Annotated in this window: 19 protein-coding genes; 9 read left to right on the plus strand and 10 right to left on the minus strand. The window is 32.3% G+C overall.

Annotated elements, in window-relative coordinates; translation table 11 throughout:
• The 4 genes from OH806_RS13695 to OH806_RS13710 all read right to left on the minus strand — a co-directional run bounded on the left by OH806_RS13695 (nucleotide 1) and on the right by OH806_RS13710 (nucleotide 5,544).
• Entirely contained in the window at nucleotides 1-468 is a 468-nt protein-coding gene (locus OH806_RS13695) for a nucleoside triphosphate pyrophosphohydrolase family protein (protein WP_264744234.1), read from the minus strand.
• A gap of 174 nt (nucleotides 469-642) precedes the next feature.
• Nucleotides 643-3,570, minus strand: a complete 2,928-nt coding sequence (locus OH806_RS13700; protein ID WP_264744235.1) for a reprolysin-like metallopeptidase — start codon at nucleotides 3,568-3,570, stop codon at nucleotides 643-645.
• A 205-nt stretch (nucleotides 3,571-3,775) separates the two neighbouring features.
• The gene (locus tag OH806_RS13705; RefSeq protein WP_264744236.1) at nucleotides 3,776-4,273 is read right to left on the minus strand and encodes a DinB family protein; all 498 of its coding nucleotides are present in this window, start codon (nucleotides 4,271-4,273) and stop codon (nucleotides 3,776-3,778) included.
• Nucleotides 4,274-4,404: 131 nt separating this feature from the next.
• Entirely contained in the window at nucleotides 4,405-5,544 is a 1,140-nt protein-coding gene (locus OH806_RS13710) for an acyl-CoA dehydrogenase family protein (protein ID WP_264744237.1), read from the minus strand.
• Between the two features lie 191 nt (nucleotides 5,545-5,735).
• Between OH806_RS13710 and OH806_RS13715 the strand changes: the two genes are divergently transcribed.
• The 7 genes from OH806_RS13715 to OH806_RS13745 all read left to right on the plus strand — a co-directional run bounded on the left by OH806_RS13715 (nucleotide 5,736) and on the right by OH806_RS13745 (nucleotide 12,535).
• Nucleotides 5,736-7,601 (plus strand): endonuclease, encoded by a 1,866-nt coding sequence (locus tag OH806_RS13715; RefSeq protein WP_264744238.1) that lies wholly within the window; start codon nucleotides 5,736-5,738, stop codon nucleotides 7,599-7,601.
• 141 nt (nucleotides 7,602-7,742) lie between these two features.
• Nucleotides 7,743-8,348: a SatD family protein gene (locus tag OH806_RS13720; protein ID WP_264744239.1), complete on the plus strand. Its 606-nt coding sequence runs from the start codon at nucleotides 7,743-7,745 to the stop codon at nucleotides 8,346-8,348.
• 2 nt (nucleotides 8,349-8,350) lie between these two features.
• The gene (locus tag OH806_RS13725; RefSeq protein WP_264744240.1) at nucleotides 8,351-9,046 is read left to right on the plus strand and encodes a DUF3307 domain-containing protein; all 696 of its coding nucleotides are present in this window, start codon (nucleotides 8,351-8,353) and stop codon (nucleotides 9,044-9,046) included.
• A 33-nt stretch (nucleotides 9,047-9,079) separates the two neighbouring features.
• Entirely contained in the window at nucleotides 9,080-9,799 is a 720-nt protein-coding gene (gene purC, locus OH806_RS13730) for a phosphoribosylaminoimidazolesuccinocarboxamide synthase (protein WP_264744241.1), read from the plus strand.
• 36 nt (nucleotides 9,800-9,835) lie between these two features.
• Nucleotides 9,836-10,195: a four helix bundle protein gene (locus tag OH806_RS13735; RefSeq protein WP_264744242.1), complete on the plus strand. Its 360-nt coding sequence runs from the start codon at nucleotides 9,836-9,838 to the stop codon at nucleotides 10,193-10,195.
• Nucleotides 10,196-10,259: 64 nt separating this feature from the next.
• A complete protein-coding gene (purF, locus tag OH806_RS13740; RefSeq protein ID WP_264744243.1) occupies nucleotides 10,260-11,759 on the plus strand; it encodes an amidophosphoribosyltransferase in 1,500 nt (499 codons plus the stop codon).
• Between the two features lie 197 nt (nucleotides 11,760-11,956).
• On the plus strand, nucleotides 11,957-12,535 hold the full coding sequence (locus tag OH806_RS13745) for a 5'-methylthioadenosine/S-adenosylhomocysteine nucleosidase family protein (RefSeq protein WP_264744244.1): 579 nt from the start codon (nucleotides 11,957-11,959) through the stop codon (nucleotides 12,533-12,535).
• A 41-nt stretch (nucleotides 12,536-12,576) separates the two neighbouring features.
• Here OH806_RS13745 and OH806_RS13750 read toward each other — a convergent pair whose 3' ends face one another.
• Nucleotides 12,577-13,308 (minus strand): MBL fold metallo-hydrolase, encoded by a 732-nt coding sequence (locus tag OH806_RS13750; RefSeq protein ID WP_264744245.1) that lies wholly within the window; start codon nucleotides 13,306-13,308, stop codon nucleotides 12,577-12,579.
• A gap of 748 nt (nucleotides 13,309-14,056) precedes the next feature.
• Between OH806_RS13750 and OH806_RS13755 the strand changes: the two genes are divergently transcribed.
• A complete protein-coding gene (locus tag OH806_RS13755; protein WP_264744246.1) occupies nucleotides 14,057-14,950 on the plus strand; it encodes an SMP-30/gluconolactonase/LRE family protein in 894 nt (297 codons plus the stop codon).
• A 33-nt stretch (nucleotides 14,951-14,983) separates the two neighbouring features.
• Here OH806_RS13755 and OH806_RS13760 read toward each other — a convergent pair whose 3' ends face one another.
• Nucleotides 14,984-16,291: a DEAD/DEAH box helicase gene (locus OH806_RS13760; protein ID WP_264744247.1), complete on the minus strand. Its 1,308-nt coding sequence runs from the start codon at nucleotides 16,289-16,291 to the stop codon at nucleotides 14,984-14,986.
• 190 nt (nucleotides 16,292-16,481) lie between these two features.
• Between OH806_RS13760 and OH806_RS13765 the strand changes: the two genes are divergently transcribed.
• On the plus strand, nucleotides 16,482-17,429 hold the full coding sequence (locus OH806_RS13765) for a glycerophosphodiester phosphodiesterase family protein (RefSeq protein ID WP_264744248.1): 948 nt from the start codon (nucleotides 16,482-16,484) through the stop codon (nucleotides 17,427-17,429).
• A 100-nt stretch (nucleotides 17,430-17,529) separates the two neighbouring features.
• Here OH806_RS13765 and OH806_RS13770 read toward each other — a convergent pair whose 3' ends face one another.
• The 4 genes from OH806_RS13770 to aroB form a co-directional block, all read right to left on the minus strand.
• Nucleotides 17,530-18,261 (minus strand): porin family protein, encoded by a 732-nt coding sequence (locus OH806_RS13770; RefSeq protein WP_264744249.1) that lies wholly within the window; start codon nucleotides 18,259-18,261, stop codon nucleotides 17,530-17,532.
• A 306-nt stretch (nucleotides 18,262-18,567) separates the two neighbouring features.
• The gene (locus OH806_RS13775) at nucleotides 18,568-19,122 is read right to left on the minus strand and encodes a porin family protein (protein WP_264744250.1); all 555 of its coding nucleotides are present in this window, start codon (nucleotides 19,120-19,122) and stop codon (nucleotides 18,568-18,570) included.
• Between the two features lie 183 nt (nucleotides 19,123-19,305).
• The gene (locus tag OH806_RS13780) at nucleotides 19,306-19,932 is read right to left on the minus strand and encodes a porin family protein (RefSeq protein ID WP_264744251.1); all 627 of its coding nucleotides are present in this window, start codon (nucleotides 19,930-19,932) and stop codon (nucleotides 19,306-19,308) included.
• A gap of 249 nt (nucleotides 19,933-20,181) precedes the next feature.
• Entirely contained in the window at nucleotides 20,182-21,228 is a 1,047-nt protein-coding gene (gene aroB, locus OH806_RS13785) for a 3-dehydroquinate synthase (protein WP_264744252.1), read from the minus strand.
• Between the last annotated feature and the right edge of the window lie 12 nt (nucleotides 21,229-21,240).

A 21,240-nucleotide genomic window follows, 5' to 3' on the forward strand; every position in this document is an offset into this window, starting at 1 on the left:
TTATTTTTCAATAATTGTCTTCAAATCAGCAGGAGAGTAGTATTTGTTTTTCAAAACCTTATGGTCTGCTTTTCTGTAAACATTATACTTTTCGCCTGATTTTTCATAAAAAGATTCAACATCTTTAGCTTTGTAAAATTCAACAGTTTCCTCTGCCTGTTCTTCACTGTCACAAGCCTTTGACATATTAGAACGCTGAACTTCGTTGAATAGTTCTACAAATTTGTTGCCAAGTCCGAATTCTAAAACGGCTCCGCTCAAAACATACTGTAAATCACAAAGAGCATCAGCAATTTCTACAATATTATTATCAGCAATTGCTTGTTTTAATTCATTTAATTCTTCCTGTAAAAGTTCTACTCTAAGATTACATCTTTCAGGAGACGGAATTTGTGGGGTATCTAAAATAGGGGCTTTGAAAGTAGTATGGAATTCTGCTACTTGGTTCAGACTATCAATTTTATCCATGAATATTTTTTATTTAAGGCAAATATAAAATTTTTAAAAGTCAGAAGCTAAATATTCAAGGTTAGATTTTTTTAATCAAAAAAAAATACCTCATCAGTTTTTTTTAAATTCTTAAAATAAAAAAGGCCGCTCGTTTTACAAGCAGCCAATATTTAGTTTAAACTTAAATGATTATTAATCTTTAAAAAATCTTTTAGAAACTTCACCAACCTGAATCATGTAAGCACCCGTTGCAAGATTACTAACATTCACAGTACCTCTTTCAAGTTTTCCTGAGCTGATTAGTTTTCCACCCATATCAAAAATTTTAAAGTCTTCAGATGTTGTATTTGAAATATTTAGAATATCTCTTACAGGATTCGGATATAATTTAATACCTGTAAATAAATCTTTTGTATCAACGATATCTCCTCTTCCAGAAGAAACAATATTCAAAGTATAATCTTCAACCTGTCCGTAAGTATATGCTTCACAAGAAGATGTAGGAAGGCTGCTGTATTTCATCATTACTCTCATTCTTGTATTTCCGGAAGTTGCTGTTGAAGGAATCGTAATTGAACCGGTTACTGGAGTTGTTGTAGAACCGGCTTTAGACCAAGCTAATTCTCCACTGTCTGTAAAGTCTCCATCGCCATTATAATCAATATAAACCGCATAAGCTTCGTTATAAACTGTAGATGTCCAAACAGGAGTTATTGAAATCGTGTACGTACTTCCTTTTGTAACATTTGTAGAAACAGATGTAAAGTTTTCATATCCTGCCGTTCCTGTAGAAGTATTATTTATCGTTCCAAATTTTACATTTCCAATTCTTTCATCTGCAGTATTTGAAGCAGAAGATGAACAGTAAGAAACCGTACTTCCTGCAAGAGTGGTAACACTTACTGTATTACTGGAAGTAGAAACATTTCCGGCAGCATCTTTCGCTTTTACCGAAAAACTATATGTTGTTGACGGAGATAAACTTGTTACAGTATAAGAAGTTGAAGCTGTAGAACCAATTAATGAAGAGCCCTGGTAAACATCATATCCTGTAACAGCCACGTTGTCTGTCGCTCCTGACCAAGAAAGATTTGTACTTGTAGAAGTAGTTCCCGAAGCAGAAAGAGTAGGAGCTGTTGGAGCAATTGTGTCTGTACCCGAAGAAGCGTTTACTGTAATATTCACATTATTCACATCAAAGAAAATATGATTCGAGCCTTTTACCATAATTCTTCCTGTAGTTGTAGATACGTTTGGAATCGTTACTGCTTGAGAACCATCATTAGGTGTTTCTGCAAGTAGAGTAGTCCAAGTATTTCCGCTATCTGTTGACCAAAGAATATCTACATTTGCTGCGTTTACTCCATTTGCTGTAGTTCCTGCCACATTCCAGGTTACAGTTTGAGAAGTTCCACCTGCATATGTAGTTGCGGAGTTTTGAGAACTAACATTAAAAGGTCCCGCCGTTCCATTTACAGTAATTACAGCATCATCTGAATTATTTCCTGAACCTCCGGCTCTATTATCTCGAACTGTAAATCTGAAATTATATGTTCTTGCAACATTTGATAAAGCCTCAACTGTAATCTCTGAACCCGCAGTCGTTGTAGCTCCTGCTAAAATTGAAGCCATTCTAGGGAAATACCTTGTAGGAGAAGTAGTCGGAACCCAAGATCTAAAAGTTGGACCTGAAGCTTTTGTAGCACTTGCTGCAGAACTAGCCCCTGTTTGAGAAGAAGAAGCATTATCCATCTGCTCCCAAATATATGTCAAAGAATCTCCGTTTGCATCTGTCCCCGTTCCTGTTAACATAAAAGGAGTCCCTTTTGGAATTGTATAATCTAATCCAGCATTCGCTGTTGGAATTGAATTACCTGTACTTGTGCTTACTGGGCAAGTTTTAGCTTTAATATTATTAGTAATTTGCTGAATACTTACTGCATGAAAAAAAGGATCTGAATGCGCCTGAATATCCTGACTTGTAATTCCGGCATATCCCATGATTGTAGAACCTGAGCCAGGTTCCATATTCACACCTGTACCTTCATTTCCATGAGAGAATGTATGATTTCCTCCAAATTGATGCCCCATTTCGTGAGCAACATAATCGATATCGAAATTATCACCAGAAGGAATTGCATCCGCCGGAGAAGTATAGCCGCTTCCTTTTGAACCATTGGTACAGATACAGCCTATACAACCTGCGTTTCCGCCACCGCCGGAAGCTCCGAATAAATGCCCAATATCATAATTAGCTTCACCAATTACGGAAGTCAAGGTACTTTGAAGTTGAGAATTCCAACTGCTCATTCCTGAAGCAGAAGAATAAGGGTCTGTGGAAGCATTAGTATAAATTACAGCATCATTGTTTGAAATCAAAACCATTCTAGCTGCAAAGTCTTTTTCAAAAACCCCGTTTACACGAGTCATTGTATTATTCATAGCAGCCAAAGCATTGGCTTTTGTTCCTCCAAAATAAGCTGTATATTCACCTGTACAAGAAAGAGCTAATCTAAATGTTCTCAATTTAGCATCATCTGCATTAGGTCTTGCAGCAAGATTTGAGCCTGTAACTCCTTTTTGAGCAACATCAATTACAGTACATTCAAATTTATTAAGGTCATCTTTTTTATCTGATTTTTTGTAAACAACATAAGATGATAAATCTTTAGTATAAGGCTCTATAAAAACAGCAGATTTATCTCCATAAATTTCCATAGAAGAAAGACCAAGTGGAGAAACACTAAAATACACTGTTGCATTCGGATCTCCTAAACCTTCACCTACATAAGATTTAATATCCGGATATTTTGCAGCCAGTTGAGGATCAAAGTTTGAATTTTCTCGTACTTTGAAGTTTTCCATTTTCCCCTCAGAATTTGGGAAAGAAATAATAACTTCTGACTTTTCTCCTGCCGCCAACCTTTTAGGTGCTTTTAGTAAAGCGTTTTTCAATCCGTTAATATCCAGGTTGTAAACCTTAGGATTACTAATACCTGTTTTGTTCTCAAATATTTCTGAAGAAGATTTTCTGTTATCTTCAGACCAAAGACGATCTGTCTGCGCGAATGAAATACCCGTGATAAGAAGCATTCCAATCATTGATAATTGTTTTTTCATATAAATAAATATTCCGATTATGGTATTTCAAATGTAATAAAAAAAATATAATGAAAAACAAAATTTTAAATATAATTTTTAAAGATTAATTCAAATTATAACCAAAAACATTAAACATTACATAAAGTTAAAAATATCAAAAAAAGAAAATAACACCCGTAAAACACGAGTGTTATTCACTTTTTAATGATATAATTCTAATTTACTAAAAACTATCGTCAGCAGTTGGGCCGTACAATCCTGGAACCTTATTTCCCGTTGTTCTAAGATAAACTATTAATTCTCCACGATGATGGTAAAGATGATTGAATAACATCCCTCTGATTACTTGAATTTTTGGGGTAGCTGGGAAAACTTCATTTCCTCCCATTGTCATTCTCCAGGGAGTCATCATTGTAGATTCATCGAAATTTTCTAAAACCTGTTGTGCTTTTTTTACATTTTCTTCAAATTTTGCAACAATATTCTCCGCTTTCGAGATATCACCTTTATCATAACGATAGGTATCCATTGCAAACTCATCAGAATTAAAAGTAGCTTCATACCAATTATATACTTCTGCAATATGCGAAGCGAGCTGAGCAGTTGTCCAGTTTTTTTCGGAAGGCTTCCAATCTAATGCAGAATCAGGAATTGCCTTTAATAATTTTCTTGTATTTTCTGCTTCGTGCAAAAATTCACCTAAAAGAGCTTGTTTTACCATAACATTTGTTTTTTATTTTAAGTAAATTTAAATCCTTTTTAAATATGAAAATTTATTTTAATCATAAATATATGTTAAATAAAAAACACCCTCAGGAAAGGGTGTTTTATTTATATTTTATCTTGAAGTAATTATTTTGTAATATCTCTTCCGATAACTAATCTTTGGATTTCTGAAGTACCTTCACCAATTGTACAAAGTTTAGAATCTCTATAGAATTTCTCAGCAGGGAAGTCTTTTGTATATCCATAACCTCCGAAAATCTGAACCGCATTGTTCGAAATTCTTACACAAGCTTCGGATGCATATAGTTTTGCCATAGCTCCTTCTTTTGTCATTTTTTGCTTAGCATTTTTCAGCGTTGCAGCTCTTTGAATCAGTAGTTCAGCAGCATCAATTTCTGTAGCCATATCAGCCAACATAAAATTAATCGCCTGGAACTCTGAAATAGATTTCCCAAACTGTTGTCTTTCTTTCGCATATTTAAGAGCAGCTTTGTACGCTCCTCTCGCTGTACCTAAAGATAAAGCAGCAATAGAAATTCTACCTCCATCTAAAATCTTCATAGCTTGTTTGAAACCTTCTCCAACTTCTCCTAAACGATGAGAATCCGGAACACGAACATTATCAAAGATTAATTCAGCTGTTTCAGAAGCTCTCATCCCCAATTTATTTTCTTTTTTACCAGAAGTAAAACCTGGCATTCCTTTTTCTAAAACAAAAGCTGTTGAATTATTTTTAGCTCCTTTTTCTCCTGTTCTTGTCATTACAACAGCAATATCTCCAGAAATTGCGTGTGTAATGAAATTTTTAGCACCATTAATAACCCATTCGTCACCGTCTTTTACAGCTGTAGTAGACATACCTCCAGAATCTGAACCTGTATTGTGTTCTGTAAGTCCCCAAGCTCCGATTACTTTTCCTGAAGCTAATTGAGGCAGCCATTTATTTCTTTGTTCTTCGTTACCAAATTCATAAATATGATTAGTACAAAGAGAGTTGTGTGCAGCAACTGAAAGACCAATTGATGGGTCAACTTGAGAAATTTCGTCAAGAATCGCAACATACTCATGATACCCAAGACCAGAACCACCATATTGCTCAGGGACTACAATTCCCATAAATCCCATTTCACCCAACTGATGAAACAAATCTTTCGGGAAAGTCTGACTTTCATCCCATTCCATAATATTTGGTCTAATATTCTTTTCAGCAAACTCTTTTGCTGTTTCTGCTATCATTTTAATGTTGTCAATAGTCTCTGTGTTCATATAGTGTAATAGTTAATTCCCAAAGATAAATAAATTGCACGAACGTTCAAAAAATTATTTCTACCATAGCTCTTTTATCTGCAAAACTTTAATTTTCAATTTTTTATATAAATATATTTAATGATATTTTAATAAAATTTCAGAACTTTGAAGTAATTATTTTACTATTTTAGCCACCCAATTTTTAAAGCATGAAAAAATTTCTATTTCCTATAATTCTGATTTCATCCATATATTCTGCACAAGCTCCAGCTGGATATTATGATGGAACAGCTGGACTTACCGGTTATGCCTTGAAATCTAAGCTACATGACATTATTTCTTCAAAAACCATCAACTGGCATTATGGAGATCTTCCTGAGTTTTACAATCAAACCGATTTGGATAAGTATTATGATCATGATGCAAGTAATACAACCATATTACTAGACATATATTCGGAAATCCCCACTGGACCTGATGCATACGAATATACTTCGGCTAATATCCCAAGTAGTGTCTCAGCTGAAGGAGCAGGATACAACCGAGAACACATGATACCTCAAAGTACGTTTTATAGTAATTATCCAATGTATTCTGATTTATTTTATATAATTCCTACAGATGCATACATTAATCAACGCAGAAGTAATTATCCATACGGAATTGCAGGAAATACAAATTTTTATACATTTTCCAACACTTCGAAAATCAGTAACAGTACCATTCCCAACTGGTCTTATACGGGAAGAGTTTACGAGCCAATCAATGAGTTTAAAGGTGATGTAGCGAGAAGTTTATTATATTTTGCGGTAAGATTTGAAGGAAAATTAGGTACTTTCAATTATAACAACAGTTCAAATCCCGCTTCTGATACCAATCCATTAGACGGAACAGAAGAAAGGGCTTTCGATCCTGCATACATAGCAATGCTTCTTCAATGGCACCAGCAAGATCCTGTTTCTCAAAGAGAAATTGACAGAAATAATGCTGTGTATAATTTACAAAAAAACAGAAATCCCTTTGTAGATAATCCGTCATGGGTAACCGCAATTTGGGGACAAACTCCTGATTCTATAGCTCCACAAACTCCTACAAATTTAACGGTAACGCAAAATAGTGCTTATTTCACAACATTAAGCTGGACACCAAGCTCAAGCACAGATGTAATTGGCTACAAAATATATCAAGACGGAAATTTGGTGGCTTCAACGAAGGAAAATTCAATCAGCATTGATCATTTAACACCTTCTACCACATATAATTTCACAGTTAAAGCTTACGACAACGGATATTTACTATCTACAGAGAGTAATACAGTTTCAACAACAACTCTGGCTTCAGATATTTATGCTAAAGACTTGTTTGTTTCAAAATACTTAGAAGGAACATCAAATAATAAAGGACTAGAAATAACCAATCGAACAGGACACCCTATTAATTTGAATGATTATAGACTTTCTATTCAATTTCCGAGCGGAAGCAATTATTATTTCCCTGCTCCTTTTGAGCTAGAAGGAACTGTTCAGAATAATGAAACATTCGTAATTCTACATCCTGAAGCGAGTTTTTCATGTTATACAATTGGTCAGGCAAAATTTGTGACTGCAGCTCCTCAAATGACTTTTTCTGGAAGTCAATATATAGAACTAAGATATAAGAGCACCACCGTTGATGCTATTGGAATTCCAAGCCAAAATAACTCAACAACTTTAGGTAATGTATCTTTATACAGAAAAGCCAGCATCAATCAACCAACAACAACCTTCAATATCTCTGAATGGGACTCTTATGCAAGCAATTATTGCCAAAATCTAGGCGTTTTATCTACTACAGATATTGTTCTTGCTAAAAATGAAGAAATTAAAATTTACCCAAATCCTGTTAATGAAAATATTTTTGTAAGCGGGAAAGTTGAAAATATAAAAGACGCTCAGATCGTAGACTATTCAGGAAGAGTAATTTATACAGAGAAATCACCTTTTAAAAACAAGAAAAATATCTCTGTTCAGAGTATAACAGCGGGATCTTATCTTTTAAATCTTGATGGTAAATCATATCCGTTTATTAAGAAATAAGATTAAACTTAAATATTAAATTTCGGTTGCAAATTACTTAATTCTCAACCATTAATATAAGCAGATTCACTAATAATCAATATCTATAAGTGTTTCTGCTTATATTTTTTATTTATAAGTATTTATGCTTATATTTGCAAAATGATAGCGGTTATTACCGGTGATATTATAAACTCACAACATGCAGACACTGAAGTTTGGATTACCAAGCTTAAGAATCTTCTCGAAAAATGGGGGAGCACACCTCAAACATGGGAAATCTACAGAGGTGATGAATTCCAGTTCAAGTGCAATATAGATGACGTTTTTTGGCGTTTCTTAGCTATCAAATCCTTAATAAAAAGTCAGGAAAATCTAGATGTAAGAATTGCTATTGGCATTGGTGATGAAAACTTTTCTTCTGAAAAAATCACAGAATCTAATGGTTCGGCTTACGTAAATTCCGGAAGATTATTGAACGATTTGAAAAGTGACGGTCATACTGTTGCCATCAAAACATCCAACGAACCTGTAAATAGAGATTTGAATATTCTATTAAAATGGTCTTCCAAAGATTTTGACAACTGGACGATGGCAACCGCAGAAATTATCCATGAGATGATTATGAATCAAGACATAACTCAGGAAGATTTGGCTAAGAAATTTAATATTTCTCAGTCCTCAATAAGCCAGAGATTGAAACGAGCAAACTATGAGCTAATCGTAGAAACTAATCAATATTTTAGAAAGAAAATTTCAGAATTGTAGACATGATTTTTACTAAACTCATATTGGCACATCTACTTGGAGACTTTATTCTTCAGCCGAATTCTTGGGTTTTAGATAAGGAAAAGCATAAACTAAAAAGCAAGTTTTTATACATTCATGTTCTGATTCATATCATTTTAAGCTTTATTTTCCTTTGGAATCTAGAACTTTGGTGGGTAGCTGTTTTAGTCGGTATCACACATTTTATAATAGATGTTGCAAAACTTAACTTTCAGACTATTAAAAACAAAAAAAATTGGTTCTTTATTGACCAGCTATTGCACCTTTTGGTGATTGCGGGGGTATCTTTTTATTTTAAAGAATTTAGCTTTGAATTTTTTCAAAATAATGATTTCTTAAAAATAGTAATGGCTGCGTTATTTTTAACAGTACCAGCTTCAATTTTCATTAAAACCTTATTGTCATCATGGACTCCTGCTCCTGACACAATAAATAATATACAGACCGAATCTTTATCAAATGCAGGAAAATATATTGGTATTTTAGAACGTTTACTCGTTTTTACTTTTATTTTGGTAAATCATTGGGAAGGAGTAGGTTTTATGATAGCTGCAAAATCTGTATTCAGATTTAGTGATTTGGCTCAGGCAAAACAAAGAAAGTTAACAGAATACGTATTAATCGGTACACTTTTGAGTTTTGGAATGGCTGTTTTAACAGGAATTTTAATTAAATAATATAAATAAATCTAACTAATAAGTATTTAGAAAATGGAAAAGAAAGAAATGTTGTACGAAGGTAAAGCGAAACAAGTATTTGCTACCGATAATCCTGATCAGGTGGTAGTACGTTTCAAAGACGATGCTACTGCATTTAATGCTCAAAAAAGAGGGTCTGTAGATTTGAAAGGCGAAATGAACAACGCTATCACAACTCTTATTTTTGAATATTTAAATGAAAAAGGGATTAAAACTCATTTCATCAAACAACTAAACGAAAGAGAGCAATTAGTAAGAAAAGTTTCTATCATTCCGTTGGAAATGGTTGTAAGAAACTATTCTGCAGGAAGTATGGCTCAAAGATTAGGCGTTGAAGAAGGAATAAAATCTCCAGTTACAATCTTCGACATCTGCTACAAAAAAGATGAGTTGGGAGATCCGCTTATCAATGATCACCACGCTGTTTTCTTAGGAGCTGCGACCTATGAAGAGCTTGACGAAATGTATGAATTAACTTCAGATATCAACGAAATTCTAATTGAATTATTCGACAGAATGAATATCATCTTGGTTGATTTCAAAATTGAATTAGGTAAAACTTCTGACGGTGAAATCATCTTAGCAGATGAGATTTCTCCTGATACATGCAGACTTTGGGATAAAGATACAATGAAGAAATTGGATAAAGACAGATTCAGAAGAGACCTTGGTGAAGTTACTGAAGCGTATGTTGAGATCTACAACAGATTGAAAAATGTGCTTGGCAAATAAATTTGAGAAACTAGAAGTTAGATACTAGAGGTTAGTATGAAATCACATCGCATAGAAGATTTAAAAGTTTGGAGTAAATCAATGACTTTAGTAAAAGAAGTTTATTTGGTTACTGCAGAATTACCAAATGAAGAAAAATTTGGTTTACTATCTCAAATCAGAAGATGTGCTGTTTCAATACCTTCAAATATCGCAGAAGGAGCTGGAAGAAACAACAAGAATGAGTTTTATCAATTTCTAGGAATTGCGTTTGGTTCAACCTACGAATTGCAAACTCAATTACAATTATTAATAGATTTAGATTTTATTCCCGAAACTAAAATAGTTCCTTTAAAAGAACTTCTGGCTGAAATACAAAAAATGATTTATTCATTAAAGACAAGTTTAAAATTATAATTGAAGTTAACTTAGACTAATTTCTAATCTCTAATATCTAACTTCTAATATAGAAAAAATAGAAATGAAAAGTTTAGACATTCATAAAAGTGAATATTTAAAACAGTTTGAAAATCAAACCTACGGAAGAAATCTTTTCAGAACACAGGAAGAGGAGAGGCTTGATGCTCCAAACGAGGAGTGTGGTATCTTCGGAATGTATTCTGATAATGATTTAGATACGTTTTCACTTTCACAGTTTGGTCTTTTTGCGCTACAGCACAGAGGTCAGGAAGCTTGTGGTATTTCCGTTCTTAAAAACGGAAAAATCACCAATCTGAAAGATGAAGGTTTGGTTTTGGATGTTTATAAAGAGATCCAGGATCCGGAAGCTTTTATGGGAAATTCTGCAATCGGGCATACACGTTATACCACTGCAGGAGATAAAAAGAAATATAATTTCCAGCCGTTTTTTGCTAAAAACGAATATGACCAAATTATACTTTCTATTGCGCATAATGGTAACCTTACCAACGCAAAAGAATTAAAAACTCAATTGGAAGCTGAAGGCGTTGTTTTCAGAGCAACTTCTGATTCTGAGGTAATTTTAAGATTAATTCAAAAAAATCTTGATTTAGGTCTTCGTGGTGCTATTAAAGCAACCATGGAAAAAATTGAAGGAGCTTATTCGGTTGTCGGAATGACAAGAAATAAATTCTTTGCCTTCAGAGATTTCAACGGAATCAGACCTTTGGTTTTAGGAGCTATCGACGAAAAATCTTATGTTGTTGCTTCCGAATCTGTAGCTTTGGATGCAGTTGGAGCGCAATATGTGCGTGATATTTTACCTGGAGAAATTATTTATACTAATGAAAATGAACCTGGTAAACTTCATTCTTATATGGTAGATGAAGAGAAAGGAAAGCAAAGAATCTGCTCTTTTGAGTACATTTATTTTGCGAGACCAGATTCTACTTTAGAAAATATCAATGTTTACGAAATCAGAGAAAAATCTGGTGAAAAGATTTGGGAACAAGCTCCTGTAGATGCCGATTTAGTTATTGGAGTTCCGGATTCCGGAGTTCCGGCTGCCATTGGTTTTTCTAAGGCTTCAGGAATACCTTTCCGTCCGGTTTTGATTAAAAACAGATATATCGGAAGAAGTTTCATCGTTCCGACTCAGGAAATGAGAGAAAGAGTAGTTAACTTAAAGCTGAATCCTATTATTTCTGAAATCAAAGACAAAAGAGTAGTTATCATTGATGATTCTATCGTTCGTGGAACAACTTCTAAAAGATTGGTAAAAATATTAAAAGATGCAGGTGTAAAAGAAATTCACTTCAGAAGTGTTTCTCCACCAATTATTGCACCTTGCTATTTAGGAATTGACACTCCATCAAAAGATGATTTAATTTCTGCAAATATGACAACTGAGCAGCTTAGAGATTATTTAGGAGTAGATTCTTTAGAATTTTTGAGTACAGAAAACTTAAAAGAAATTTTAGGTTCTTCTAATCACTGTTTTGGATGCTTTACAGAAGAATATCCTGTGGAAAAAGGAGAGGAATTAGAATTATTTAATTAAATTTAATATAAATAAAAAGGTCAAACTCACTGTAATTTGACCTTTTTCATTTCACTATCACGTTCTAAAATAAGTTGACACTAAATCTTATTTATGAAAGTTCAAGAATTATTAAAAAGAGAAAAATTATCTACAGGTGAAAATTCTTGTGATGAAGATTGTAGTATTTAATTATTAAAATTTACGTTTAAATTTCTATGATAAAAATTAATAATGAAATAAAATTTCCTCTTTCAGAGACACTTTTTGTATTTGCCTTAGACTCTGAAGCTGGAAAAGAATTTGATGATAAGAATAAGTTGATTACTGGTATAGGAAAAGTAAATGCAGCATTGGAACTCACAAAACAGATTTATAGTAAAAGACCTCAGTTGATTGTAAATTTGGGTTCAGCAGGAAGTAAAACTTTTGGAAAAGGAGAGGTTGTTTGTTGCACAAAATTTATCCAAAGAGACATGGATGTAAGAGGTTTAGGGTTTGCTAAATATGAAACTCCATTGTCCGGAATTCCTCCGTTGCTGGAGTACGGAATTTCATTAAATGGTTTGAAAGAAGGAGTTTGCGGAAGTGGAGATAGTTTTGAAATGAATCATTCTGAAGATGACTATAATGTGGTAGATATGGAAGCGTATCCACTGGCTTTGATTGCGATGAAAGAAAAAATACCGTTTCTGTGCTTGAAATATATTTCTGATGATGCTGGTGATGATGCGGCAGATGATTGGTCTGTACAGGTGCATTTAGCTGCTGAAGCTTTTAAAAGAATTTTATTCTAGATAAATCAAACAGCTTCCAAAAATTTTTGGAAGCTGTTTTTTTATAATTGTAATATTGCTTTGTCGAGATCGTGATAAAGTAATATCTTCCAATGATTTTCTTTGGCTTCTTTTTGCCATTTTTGTCTCAATTCCATGGCTTTTCTTCCGTCAAAATCACTTTTATAAGAAACATGATACTTCAGATATGATTCTTGAGGAAGATTATCTGCACCATAAAAAGCAGTTTCTCCATTTTCTTGAATCCAGAATACCTGCATGAAAGGCGTATGTCCACCTACAACTTCAAAAGAAATTTCGTTGTTGATTTGTCCTTTGTCTTCATTCATCCAAATAATATTGGGTAATTGAATGAGTTTTTCTAGTGTATTGAAGTCAAATGAAGGATTTTGCTGATTTTCTTTGGCGTAATCTAGCTCACGTTTCTGAATATAAATTTTAGCATTCGAGAATCTTGATTCAAAGCCATTTTCGGAAGGTTTTATTACACCTTCAATATGGTCTTTGTGTAAATGGGAAAGAAGAACTTTAGTGATTTTTTCAGGATTGATGTTTTCTTTTTTAAGAATTTCAAAAATAATTAATTCTCCCTTATTATTTTTCCATCCAACACCTGCATCCAAAATGATATGCTCGGTATTGGTGACAATAAGAAAAGGCTGAACCGACATTTTTATATCTTTTGGGTTATTGAAATTTTCTTCTGTCAGTAAAGAGAAGTTTTTGGTTTTAGTAACGGAAAAGTTACCTTCTTTTAGTGGGATTATTTTCATTGAGAATAATATGAATCTTATATGCAAAGTTCTTTATAATTTTTAAAATGTAAAAATGCTTTTCTCAATTATCCTCATCGTGAAAACTGATTGGTTTTGCAAAATGTGATTATTCTTTTCTAATTTGAAAAGTGGTCGCTTTTTTTGAGGGACGCGTGGTTCTGAAGTAGATCTTTATATTACAAAAGTAGATGAAATTGAACGGGGTGTTCTTAGAAATAATGGTCAGTAAAAACAAAAGCCCCCAATAGAATGGAGGCTAAAAAAACACAAATGATGAAAAAAAATTATTTCGTACGCCAAATATAGGAATTATTGCTTATTTCAGAAAAAAAAAGTGATGTTTTTTTTATTTTTTTTATAATGCTCATATTTTCAATAATTTAAAATTTTATTAGATCCATTTTTTATATAAAAATGACTTTGTTACGTCTGTTTTTTGTCTGTTTTTTGGTGGTATTTTTACCAATGTTCAAGATTTGCGACTTTTTTTTGTCTTTTCACATGTTTTTAGTATGTTCTGAATTAATAATAATTTATATATAATTGATTATTTTAATCAAATTCATTGTTATTTTGGTGCTAATTAAATTTAGTTTTTATAATCAGAGATTGTATGTAATATTATCTACTTATTTAATAGTACAATTGGGACATTTTTATTTAAAGTTCTTAATGAATCAAAATGATAAAATAAGTTGTGTTTGATTTAGTTTGTTGTAAATTGTGCCTTTTAAAATGATGTAGAATGAAAAGTATTTTAAAAATATCTTGGGTTGGTTTAGTTTTCGTATTGTTTAGTTGTAAATCAATTAACTATAATGAAATGTTTTATAGAGATTTGCAGCCCGAAAAGATTTCAGATAAGTTTAGCTTTACGGAAGGTCCATCATCGGATACAGAAGGAAATGTATTCTTTACCGATCAACCCAATGATAAAATTTATTATTGGGATTGGAAAAACAATGCAATAGTTGAGTTTTTAGATAAAACAGGTAGGGCAAACGGAACTCATTTTGATAAAAATGATAATTTGATTACGTGTTCTGATGATAAAGGTGAAATTTGGAAGATATCGAAAGATAAAAAAGTTCAGATTTTGCTTAAAAGTTTTGAAAATAAAAGATTAAACGGTCCGAATGATGTTTGGAATGATGAGTTCGGAGGTATGTATTTTACAGATCCTTTGTATGAAAGAGATTATTGGGTAGATTTTAGTCAAGAAATTCCAGATAAAAGTTTGTACTACAGAAATAAAGAAGGAAAAGTTACGAAACTAGATACTTTCACACAGCCTAATGGAATTGTAGGGAGTGAAAAAATGAAAAAATTATATGTTTCAGATATAGATGCAGGGAAAACGTATATGTATGATATTTTAGGAGAAGGAAAGTTGTCTGAAAAAAAGCTTTTCTGCGAAATGGGTTCAGACGGAATGACGCTAGATATTCATGGGAATCTTTATTTAACAGGAGAGGGTGTTCATGTATTCAACCGAAAAGGTAAAAAGATTTATCATATTCCGATTGATGAAAAGTGGACTTCAAATGTTACTTTTGGTGGAAAGAAAAATAATGTATTATTCATTACAGCCTCAAAATCAGTTTATATTTTGCCAACCAAAGTGAAAGGAATTAAATAAATTCACTGTTTCAATATAAAAAATGGAGATTGCTTAATAAGCGATCTCCATTTTTATTTTTTTGCCTTTTAGTTTTTCAGTGCTAAGTTTTTTCAGAACAATGTTTACTTTACTTCTGGAAACAGCAACATATGATGTAGTATCTTTTACTTCAATTAAGCCTACGTCTTCTTTTTGAAGTTCTCCTTTTTTTATGAGGTATCCCACAATATCTACTTTATTGACCTTATCTTTTTTTCCTGCACTTATATAAATGGTTTGAAAGGGTGTTTTTTCAGGTGTTTTATTAAATCCTACAACACTTTCTTCGGGAGTGTTACTTTTAATAAAAGGGAAGTTTTCTTCTTCTGTCATGATTAAATAAGCAAAACCTTTTGCATTCATTCTTGCGGTACGTCCGTTTCTATGAATGAAAGCATCTTCTTTCGGTGGAAGCTGATAATGCACAATTGATTCAACTTCAGGAATATCTAAACCTCTTGCTGCTAAATCTGTTGTGATTAAAATTCTTGCAGAATCATTTCTGAATTTCAGCAAAGCTCTTTCTCTTTCGTCTTGTTCCATTCCTCCGTGGAAGGTTTCTCTATCGATTCCTTTTTGGCGAAGAAGCTCAGAAATCCGGTCAACAGCTTCTCTATGATTACAGAAAATAAGGGTTCTTTTGTTTCCTATTTTACATATTAAATTGAAAAGTGTATCCAGTTTTTCTTCAGAAATGGTCATTACCTTTTTTAGCTGAATGTTGGGTTTTGTTTCATTTAGTTTTAAGAAATTAATGATTTTTTCATTTTTCAACCCTGTAAAATTTGGAATTTCATCCATTGAAGTCGCAGAAGTCAGAATTCTTTGAGAAACATTTTTTAAAGAATTAGAAATAAACTCCATATCATCATGAAAACCAAGTTCCAGAGCTTTATCAAATTCATCTAAAACCAGAGTTTGAATTGTTTTGGGATCGAAATTGTTGTTTCTTAAATGGTATACAACTCTTCCGGGAGTTCCTATTAAAACAGCAGGAGCTTCAATTAAATTATTGATCTCAATTTTTTTATCGTGACCGCCGTAGCAAACGGAAACTTTAAAGTCTGTTCCCATTGATTTGAAAACCTGTTCGATTTGTAGTGCTAATTCTCTTGCAGGAACTAAAATTAATGTCTGAATCCCCGAAATGTTTTTCTTTAAATTCCTCAAAACTGGAAATAAAAAAGCTAGAGTTTTCCCTGAACCAGTAGGAGAAAGAAGAATTATATCTTGTTGGTTTTCGGTAGCTTTGTATGTAGATTGCTGCATTTGATTCATTTCCTGAATCTGTAGCTTTTTATAAATTGATTCTAATTCCATTTTGCAAAGGTAGTGAATTTAGCTAGGTGGTTTTAGATGTTTGTTTGTGGAAATTAAGTGTATACATATTTTAGGACGAGTCACAATTTTCTTTATTCGTTCATTTTATATAAATTATCAAAAACTTAATATTTCTGTATTATACAGTATACATGTGAGCTTTAATTTTGTGAAATCAAATTTTTCAAATATGAGAATCACTGTCTTTACAGGTTTATTTGTGGTATTAGCTCAGCTATATTCTGCCCAATCTTTCGATAAACAAGCGCACAGAGGAGGAAAATCTTTATATCCCGAAAATACAATTCCGGCAATGAAGAATGCCTTAAAAATGAATGTTACAACATTGGAAATGGACTTGGCTATTACAAACGATAAAAAAGTAATTCTTTCTCACGATTCTTTTCTTTCTCCAGAATTGGTCACAAAACCAGATGGAACTTCTATTCCAAAAGATTCCGGATTTTATTATAAAATTTATGATATGCCTTATTCAAAGATTCAAACATTTGATGTAGGCATGAAAAAACTTAATAATTACCCTGACCAAAAGAAAATGAAGGCTCAAAAACCTCTTTTCTCAGAAGTTATTGATGCATGTGAAAGTTATTCTCGTGAATTGAGCAAACCTTTACCTTTCTACAATATAGAAACAAAAACTCGCCCTTTCTCTGACAATATTTTCCATCCTGAACCAAAAGAATTTGTAGAGCTTATGATGAAAATTATTTTAGAAAAAGGAATTCAGGATCGTGTAATTATTCAGTCTTTTGATCCCAGAACGCTTGAAATTATCCATAAAGAATATCCTAAAATAAAAACAGCATTTCTTGTAGAAAAAGTCGATGAGGAAAAATTGACAGAACAGCGAACTCATTTTAAAAATATATCCGTTGAAAAATTCAAACAATATCCTAATCATCTCAATGGAGTAGCAGGAGATATGAAATTTTTAAGTTTTATTCCTACAATATACAGTCCGGATCACAATCTTGTCACTCCGGAGCTTATAAAAGAATGTCACAAATTAGGAATGAAGGTTATTCCATGGACGGTAAATACCAAGGAAAGATTACAGAAACTAAAAAATATGGGAATAGACGGAATAATCACTGATGATCCCAGAATATTTGAATAGTTTTTTTTCATACTTATTAATAAAAAACGGTCGGAAAATTTATTCCGACCATTTTGTAAATGCAAAAATTGCATTTTGGAGTTAAAAAATTGATTATATCTTAAAACTTATAGTTTAATCCTAACTGGAAAACTCTGTTTGTATTGATATTTTTATCTTCATCTGCTAAACCTGAATTATTAGCAATATGCGTCAAACTATTTACATATCTTGCATTAATACCTAAATTAGGTGTAAAGTTGTAACCAAGACCAAGACCTAAACCAATATTAAACTTCTTGATAGCGTCTTTATTGATACTTTCAGAATAAGATTCTGTTTTTGTAGTTGTGCTACTTCCTGTAGTTGTCGTGATGATGGTTTCACCTTTATTTTTCCCATTTATGAAATAACTGAATTCGGGACCAGCTTCAAAATAAAAGTCTTTAGTTGGTTTGAACTGAACCATCAACGGTACAGAAATATAGTTTAAATAAGTTTTATCATCAGATTGTGTCTTTATTGTCGTATCATCAATTGTTGACTCTGAAGAATAAACTACATTTTTTGCACCAAGCTGGTTGTATAAAACTTCCGGCTGTAATGCAATTTTCTCAGCTAAAGGAATATTAACAAAAGCTCCTGCATGGAATCCTATTTTCTGGTTTTTAACGCTAACTTGTTGCTCACTGAACTGAGAAGCATTACCTCCAGCTTTAATACCAAATCTGATAGGCTCTTTCTCTTTTACTACGGTTGTAGTTGCTACCGCAGTCGTTTTAGTTTCTTGCGTTTCCTGAGCAAAAGATAATGTGCCAGTGACTATTGCCAGTCCTAGAAATAACTTGTTCATAATTTTATTTTTAAATTTTACTTTTATACTTCTGTCTAATTATTCAATCAGACCCAGTATAGTTTACAAAATGCTTGCCAAAAAACAAAAACACTGCATACAAGGCTTAAACAAAGGATTTTTATGTTAAAAAAAATCATTAATTATTGAAATATTTATGAAAAATAGGTTAACAATTATTAAAAAGTCTTAAAGCTGAGCAAACTAAAAGTTGAATTTTATAATAGTAAAAACCGCAACTTTTATAAATGAAAAGACCAGGTTTAAAATAAACCTGGCCTTCTCTATTGAAATCAAAATTTTATATTATTTGAATTTGTAAGCTAAACCTACTTGGAATACGTTGTTTTTACCTTTAAACTGATAATCTCCAACTTTCTTAGCTACATCTGTGATACCAGCAACATATCTCGCTGTAACACCAATGTTTTTAGTGAAATAATATCCGGCTCCTAAACCAATACCAAAATCAAATCCTTTGAAATCGTCAGAATCTACAGTTACATTCTTTCCTTTATATTTAGAATCTAATAAGAAACTAAATTGTGGACCAGCCTCTAAATATAAATTTGGTAAAGCATTGTATTGGAACATTACAGGAACTGAAAGATAGCTTAAGTTCATTTTATCATCACTTGAATTATCAAATTTTGCACCGGCTCCGTTGAATAAAACCTCTGGTTGCACACTGAAATCCTTAGCAACAGGAACATTTACAAAACCACCTCCGTAGAATCCAGCTTTAGCTTTCACATCATCATGAGAGATAGAAGAAACGTTAAGTCCGGCTTTTAAACCAAATGTCTGAGCAAAAGTTAATGAACTTGCAACTACTGCTAATCCTAATAATATCTTTTTCATAATCGAAATTTTAATAATTTATTTTTTACTTCTTTACACCTATTACGCAAATTGCTTGCCAAAAGTTAAATTATGATTAAATTCATGTAAAAATGTTAAAAAAACAAAAAAGCCAGATAATACAACCTGACTTTCTATTGAATTTTAAAATTTGTTACCTATGAAGTGTTATTAAACTCCTTATTAGAACTTATATGCTAATCCAACTTGGAATACATTGTTTTTCACTGCATCAGAACCATTAGGTCTGTCTTTAGCAATATCCGTAAGACCTGCTACGTATCTTGCTGTAATTCCAATATTCGGAGTGAAGTAATATCCTGCACCTAAACCGATACCAAAGTTAAAAGTATTTAAATTATCTTTAAAGTCGTCTGTTGTAGAAGAATTACCACTTGTTTCATTTTTAACCTTGTTTTTTGCACTTAGCATAAATCCGAATTCCGGACCTGCTTCTAAGTAAAGGTTTGGAAGTGCATTATATTGAAACATTACAGGTACTGTAAGATAATCCAAGTTAGTTGAAGAAGAATATTTATCTCCTAATAGTTTATACTCAGCTTTACTACCATATTGAGAATATAATAACTCTGGCTGAACGCTGAAAGAGCTAGCAACAGGAATATTAGCAAACACACCTGCGTTGAAACCTATTTTAGATTTTTGGTCATCGAGATCTTTATCTTTAGATAGAGAAGAAACGTTCATACCTGCTTTTACTCCAAAAGAAACAGGAGATGAAGATTTTGTAGTTTGCGCAAATGCAAATGTACTTCCTATTACAGCTAATCCTAAAATTACTTTTTTCATAACCTTAATTTTTTAATATTTTACTTTTTTTAATTTTAAATTTTACTACTTGTCTGTATTTCAATTTAGACGCATGGTATCTTCCAAATTGCTTGCCAAAAATTATTTTTTTGTCTAAAAACAATAAAAAAACCATCTAAAAACAGATGGTTTTGAAAATTTATTCAACTGATTATCAACAATATAAAACACTAATTAAATGTTTGTTTAAAATTTTAAAAAAATTCTCAGAAATATGAATATTTTGACTTAAAAATCATTCAATTTTCTATAAAAATTTATGGAATCAGTGATATTTTGTTGACTGCATTGATGATCAAATACACAAGAACCAACTCCTGAGAGCAGAGAAAAGTTGATTTTACTGTCAACATTCTTTTTATCATTTAATAACAATCCGAAAATGTCTTCATCTTTGAAATCATTAATATCTATATAAGGATAATATCTCTGTATATTTTCAATAATTATTTTAGAATCGTCTTTAGAAATTAAACCTTCCAAATAAGACAAATGTGCTTCACAAATCAAACCTATGGCAACTGCTTCTCCATGAAGAATAGGATTTCCCTGATTCAAGCATAAACTTTCGATGGCATGACCTATTGTGTGGCCAAAATTCAGCGTCTTTCTGATATTTTTCTCATGAAAATCCTTTTCTACCACTTCCTGCTTGATATCCATCGAAGTTTGAATATGTGGCATAATACTTTCTACATTCAATTTAGAAATAGAGATAAGGTTTTCCCAATGTTTTTTATCTGCAATTAAGCCATGCTTAAGCATTTCTGCAAACCCGCTTCTTAATTCTTTAAACGGAAGAGTTTCTAAAAATTTTGGATATGCAAATATTTTCTCCGGAAAAGTAAAAGTTCCCACCATGTTTTTATAATGCATCAAATCAATCCCCGTTTTTCCACCAATAGAAGCATCACACATTGATAAAAGGGTAGTCGGAATATTAATAAACTGAATTCCTCTCTTATAAGTAGAAGCTACAAAGCCTCCCATATCCGTAATGACACCACCACCAAGATTAATAACAAGAGCTTTTCTATCTGCCTGCATCTCTGTCAGGATTTCCCAAAGCTGATTTGCAGTCTGAATATTTTTCATTTCTTCACCTGCTTCTATCTCAAGAATTTCAAATTCTATCTCTGTCTCCATATTTCCCAAAAGAACAGGAAGACAGTACTCGTGGGTATTTTCATCAACCAAAATAAAGATTTTACTGAAAGTTTTTTCGTTTAAAAAATCATTTAGCTGAGAAAAATTATCGTTTAATATTGTTATCATTTTTGGATTTTC

Origin of the sequence: Chryseobacterium oryctis, from assembly GCF_025971925.1 — a bacterium.
Taxonomy (GTDB): Bacteria; Bacteroidota; Bacteroidia; order Flavobacteriales; family Weeksellaceae; genus Chryseobacterium; species Chryseobacterium oryctis.

Coding starts and splice junctions, on each gene's coding strand:
- OH806_RS13765 (WP_264744248.1), top strand. CDS start 16,482: ATGAGAATCACTGTCTTTACAGGTTTATTTGTGGTATTAGCTCAGCTA.
- OH806_RS13770 (WP_264744249.1), bottom strand. CDS start 18,261: ATGAACAAGTTATTTCTAGGACTGGCAATAGTCACTGGCACATTATCT.
- OH806_RS13775 (WP_264744250.1), bottom strand. CDS start 19,122: ATGAAAAAGATATTATTAGGATTAGCAGTAGTTGCAAGTTCATTAACT.
- OH806_RS13760 (WP_264744247.1), bottom strand. CDS start 16,291: ATGGAATTAGAATCAATTTATAAAAAGCTACAGATTCAGGAAATGAAT.
- aroB (WP_264744252.1), bottom strand. CDS start 21,228: ATGATAACAATATTAAACGATAATTTTTCTCAGCTAAATGATTTTTTA.
- OH806_RS13695 (WP_264744234.1), bottom strand. CDS start 468: ATGGATAAAATTGATAGTCTGAACCAAGTAGCAGAATTCCATACTACT.
- OH806_RS13725 (WP_264744240.1), top strand. CDS start 8,351: ATGATTTTTACTAAACTCATATTGGCACATCTACTTGGAGACTTTATT.
- OH806_RS13710 (WP_264744237.1), bottom strand. CDS start 5,544: ATGAACACAGAGACTATTGACAACATTAAAATGATAGCAGAAACAGCA.
- OH806_RS13735 (WP_264744242.1), top strand. CDS start 9,836: ATGAAATCACATCGCATAGAAGATTTAAAAGTTTGGAGTAAATCAATG.
- OH806_RS13700 (WP_264744235.1), bottom strand. CDS start 3,570: ATGAAAAAACAATTATCAATGATTGGAATGCTTCTTATCACGGGTATT.
- OH806_RS13750 (WP_264744245.1), bottom strand. CDS start 13,308: ATGAAAATAATCCCACTAAAAGAAGGTAACTTTTCCGTTACTAAAACC.
- OH806_RS13755 (WP_264744246.1), top strand. CDS start 14,057: ATGAAAAGTATTTTAAAAATATCTTGGGTTGGTTTAGTTTTCGTATTG.
- OH806_RS13720 (WP_264744239.1), top strand. CDS start 7,743: ATGATAGCGGTTATTACCGGTGATATTATAAACTCACAACATGCAGAC.
- OH806_RS13705 (WP_264744236.1), bottom strand. CDS start 4,273: ATGGTAAAACAAGCTCTTTTAGGTGAATTTTTGCACGAAGCAGAAAAT.
- OH806_RS13780 (WP_264744251.1), bottom strand. CDS start 19,932: ATGAAAAAAGTAATTTTAGGATTAGCTGTAATAGGAAGTACATTTGCA.
- OH806_RS13745 (WP_264744244.1), top strand. CDS start 11,957: ATGATAAAAATTAATAATGAAATAAAATTTCCTCTTTCAGAGACACTT.
- purC (WP_264744241.1), top strand. CDS start 9,080: ATGGAAAAGAAAGAAATGTTGTACGAAGGTAAAGCGAAACAAGTATTT.
- OH806_RS13715 (WP_264744238.1), top strand. CDS start 5,736: ATGAAAAAATTTCTATTTCCTATAATTCTGATTTCATCCATATATTCT.
- purF (WP_264744243.1), top strand. CDS start 10,260: ATGAAAAGTTTAGACATTCATAAAAGTGAATATTTAAAACAGTTTGAA.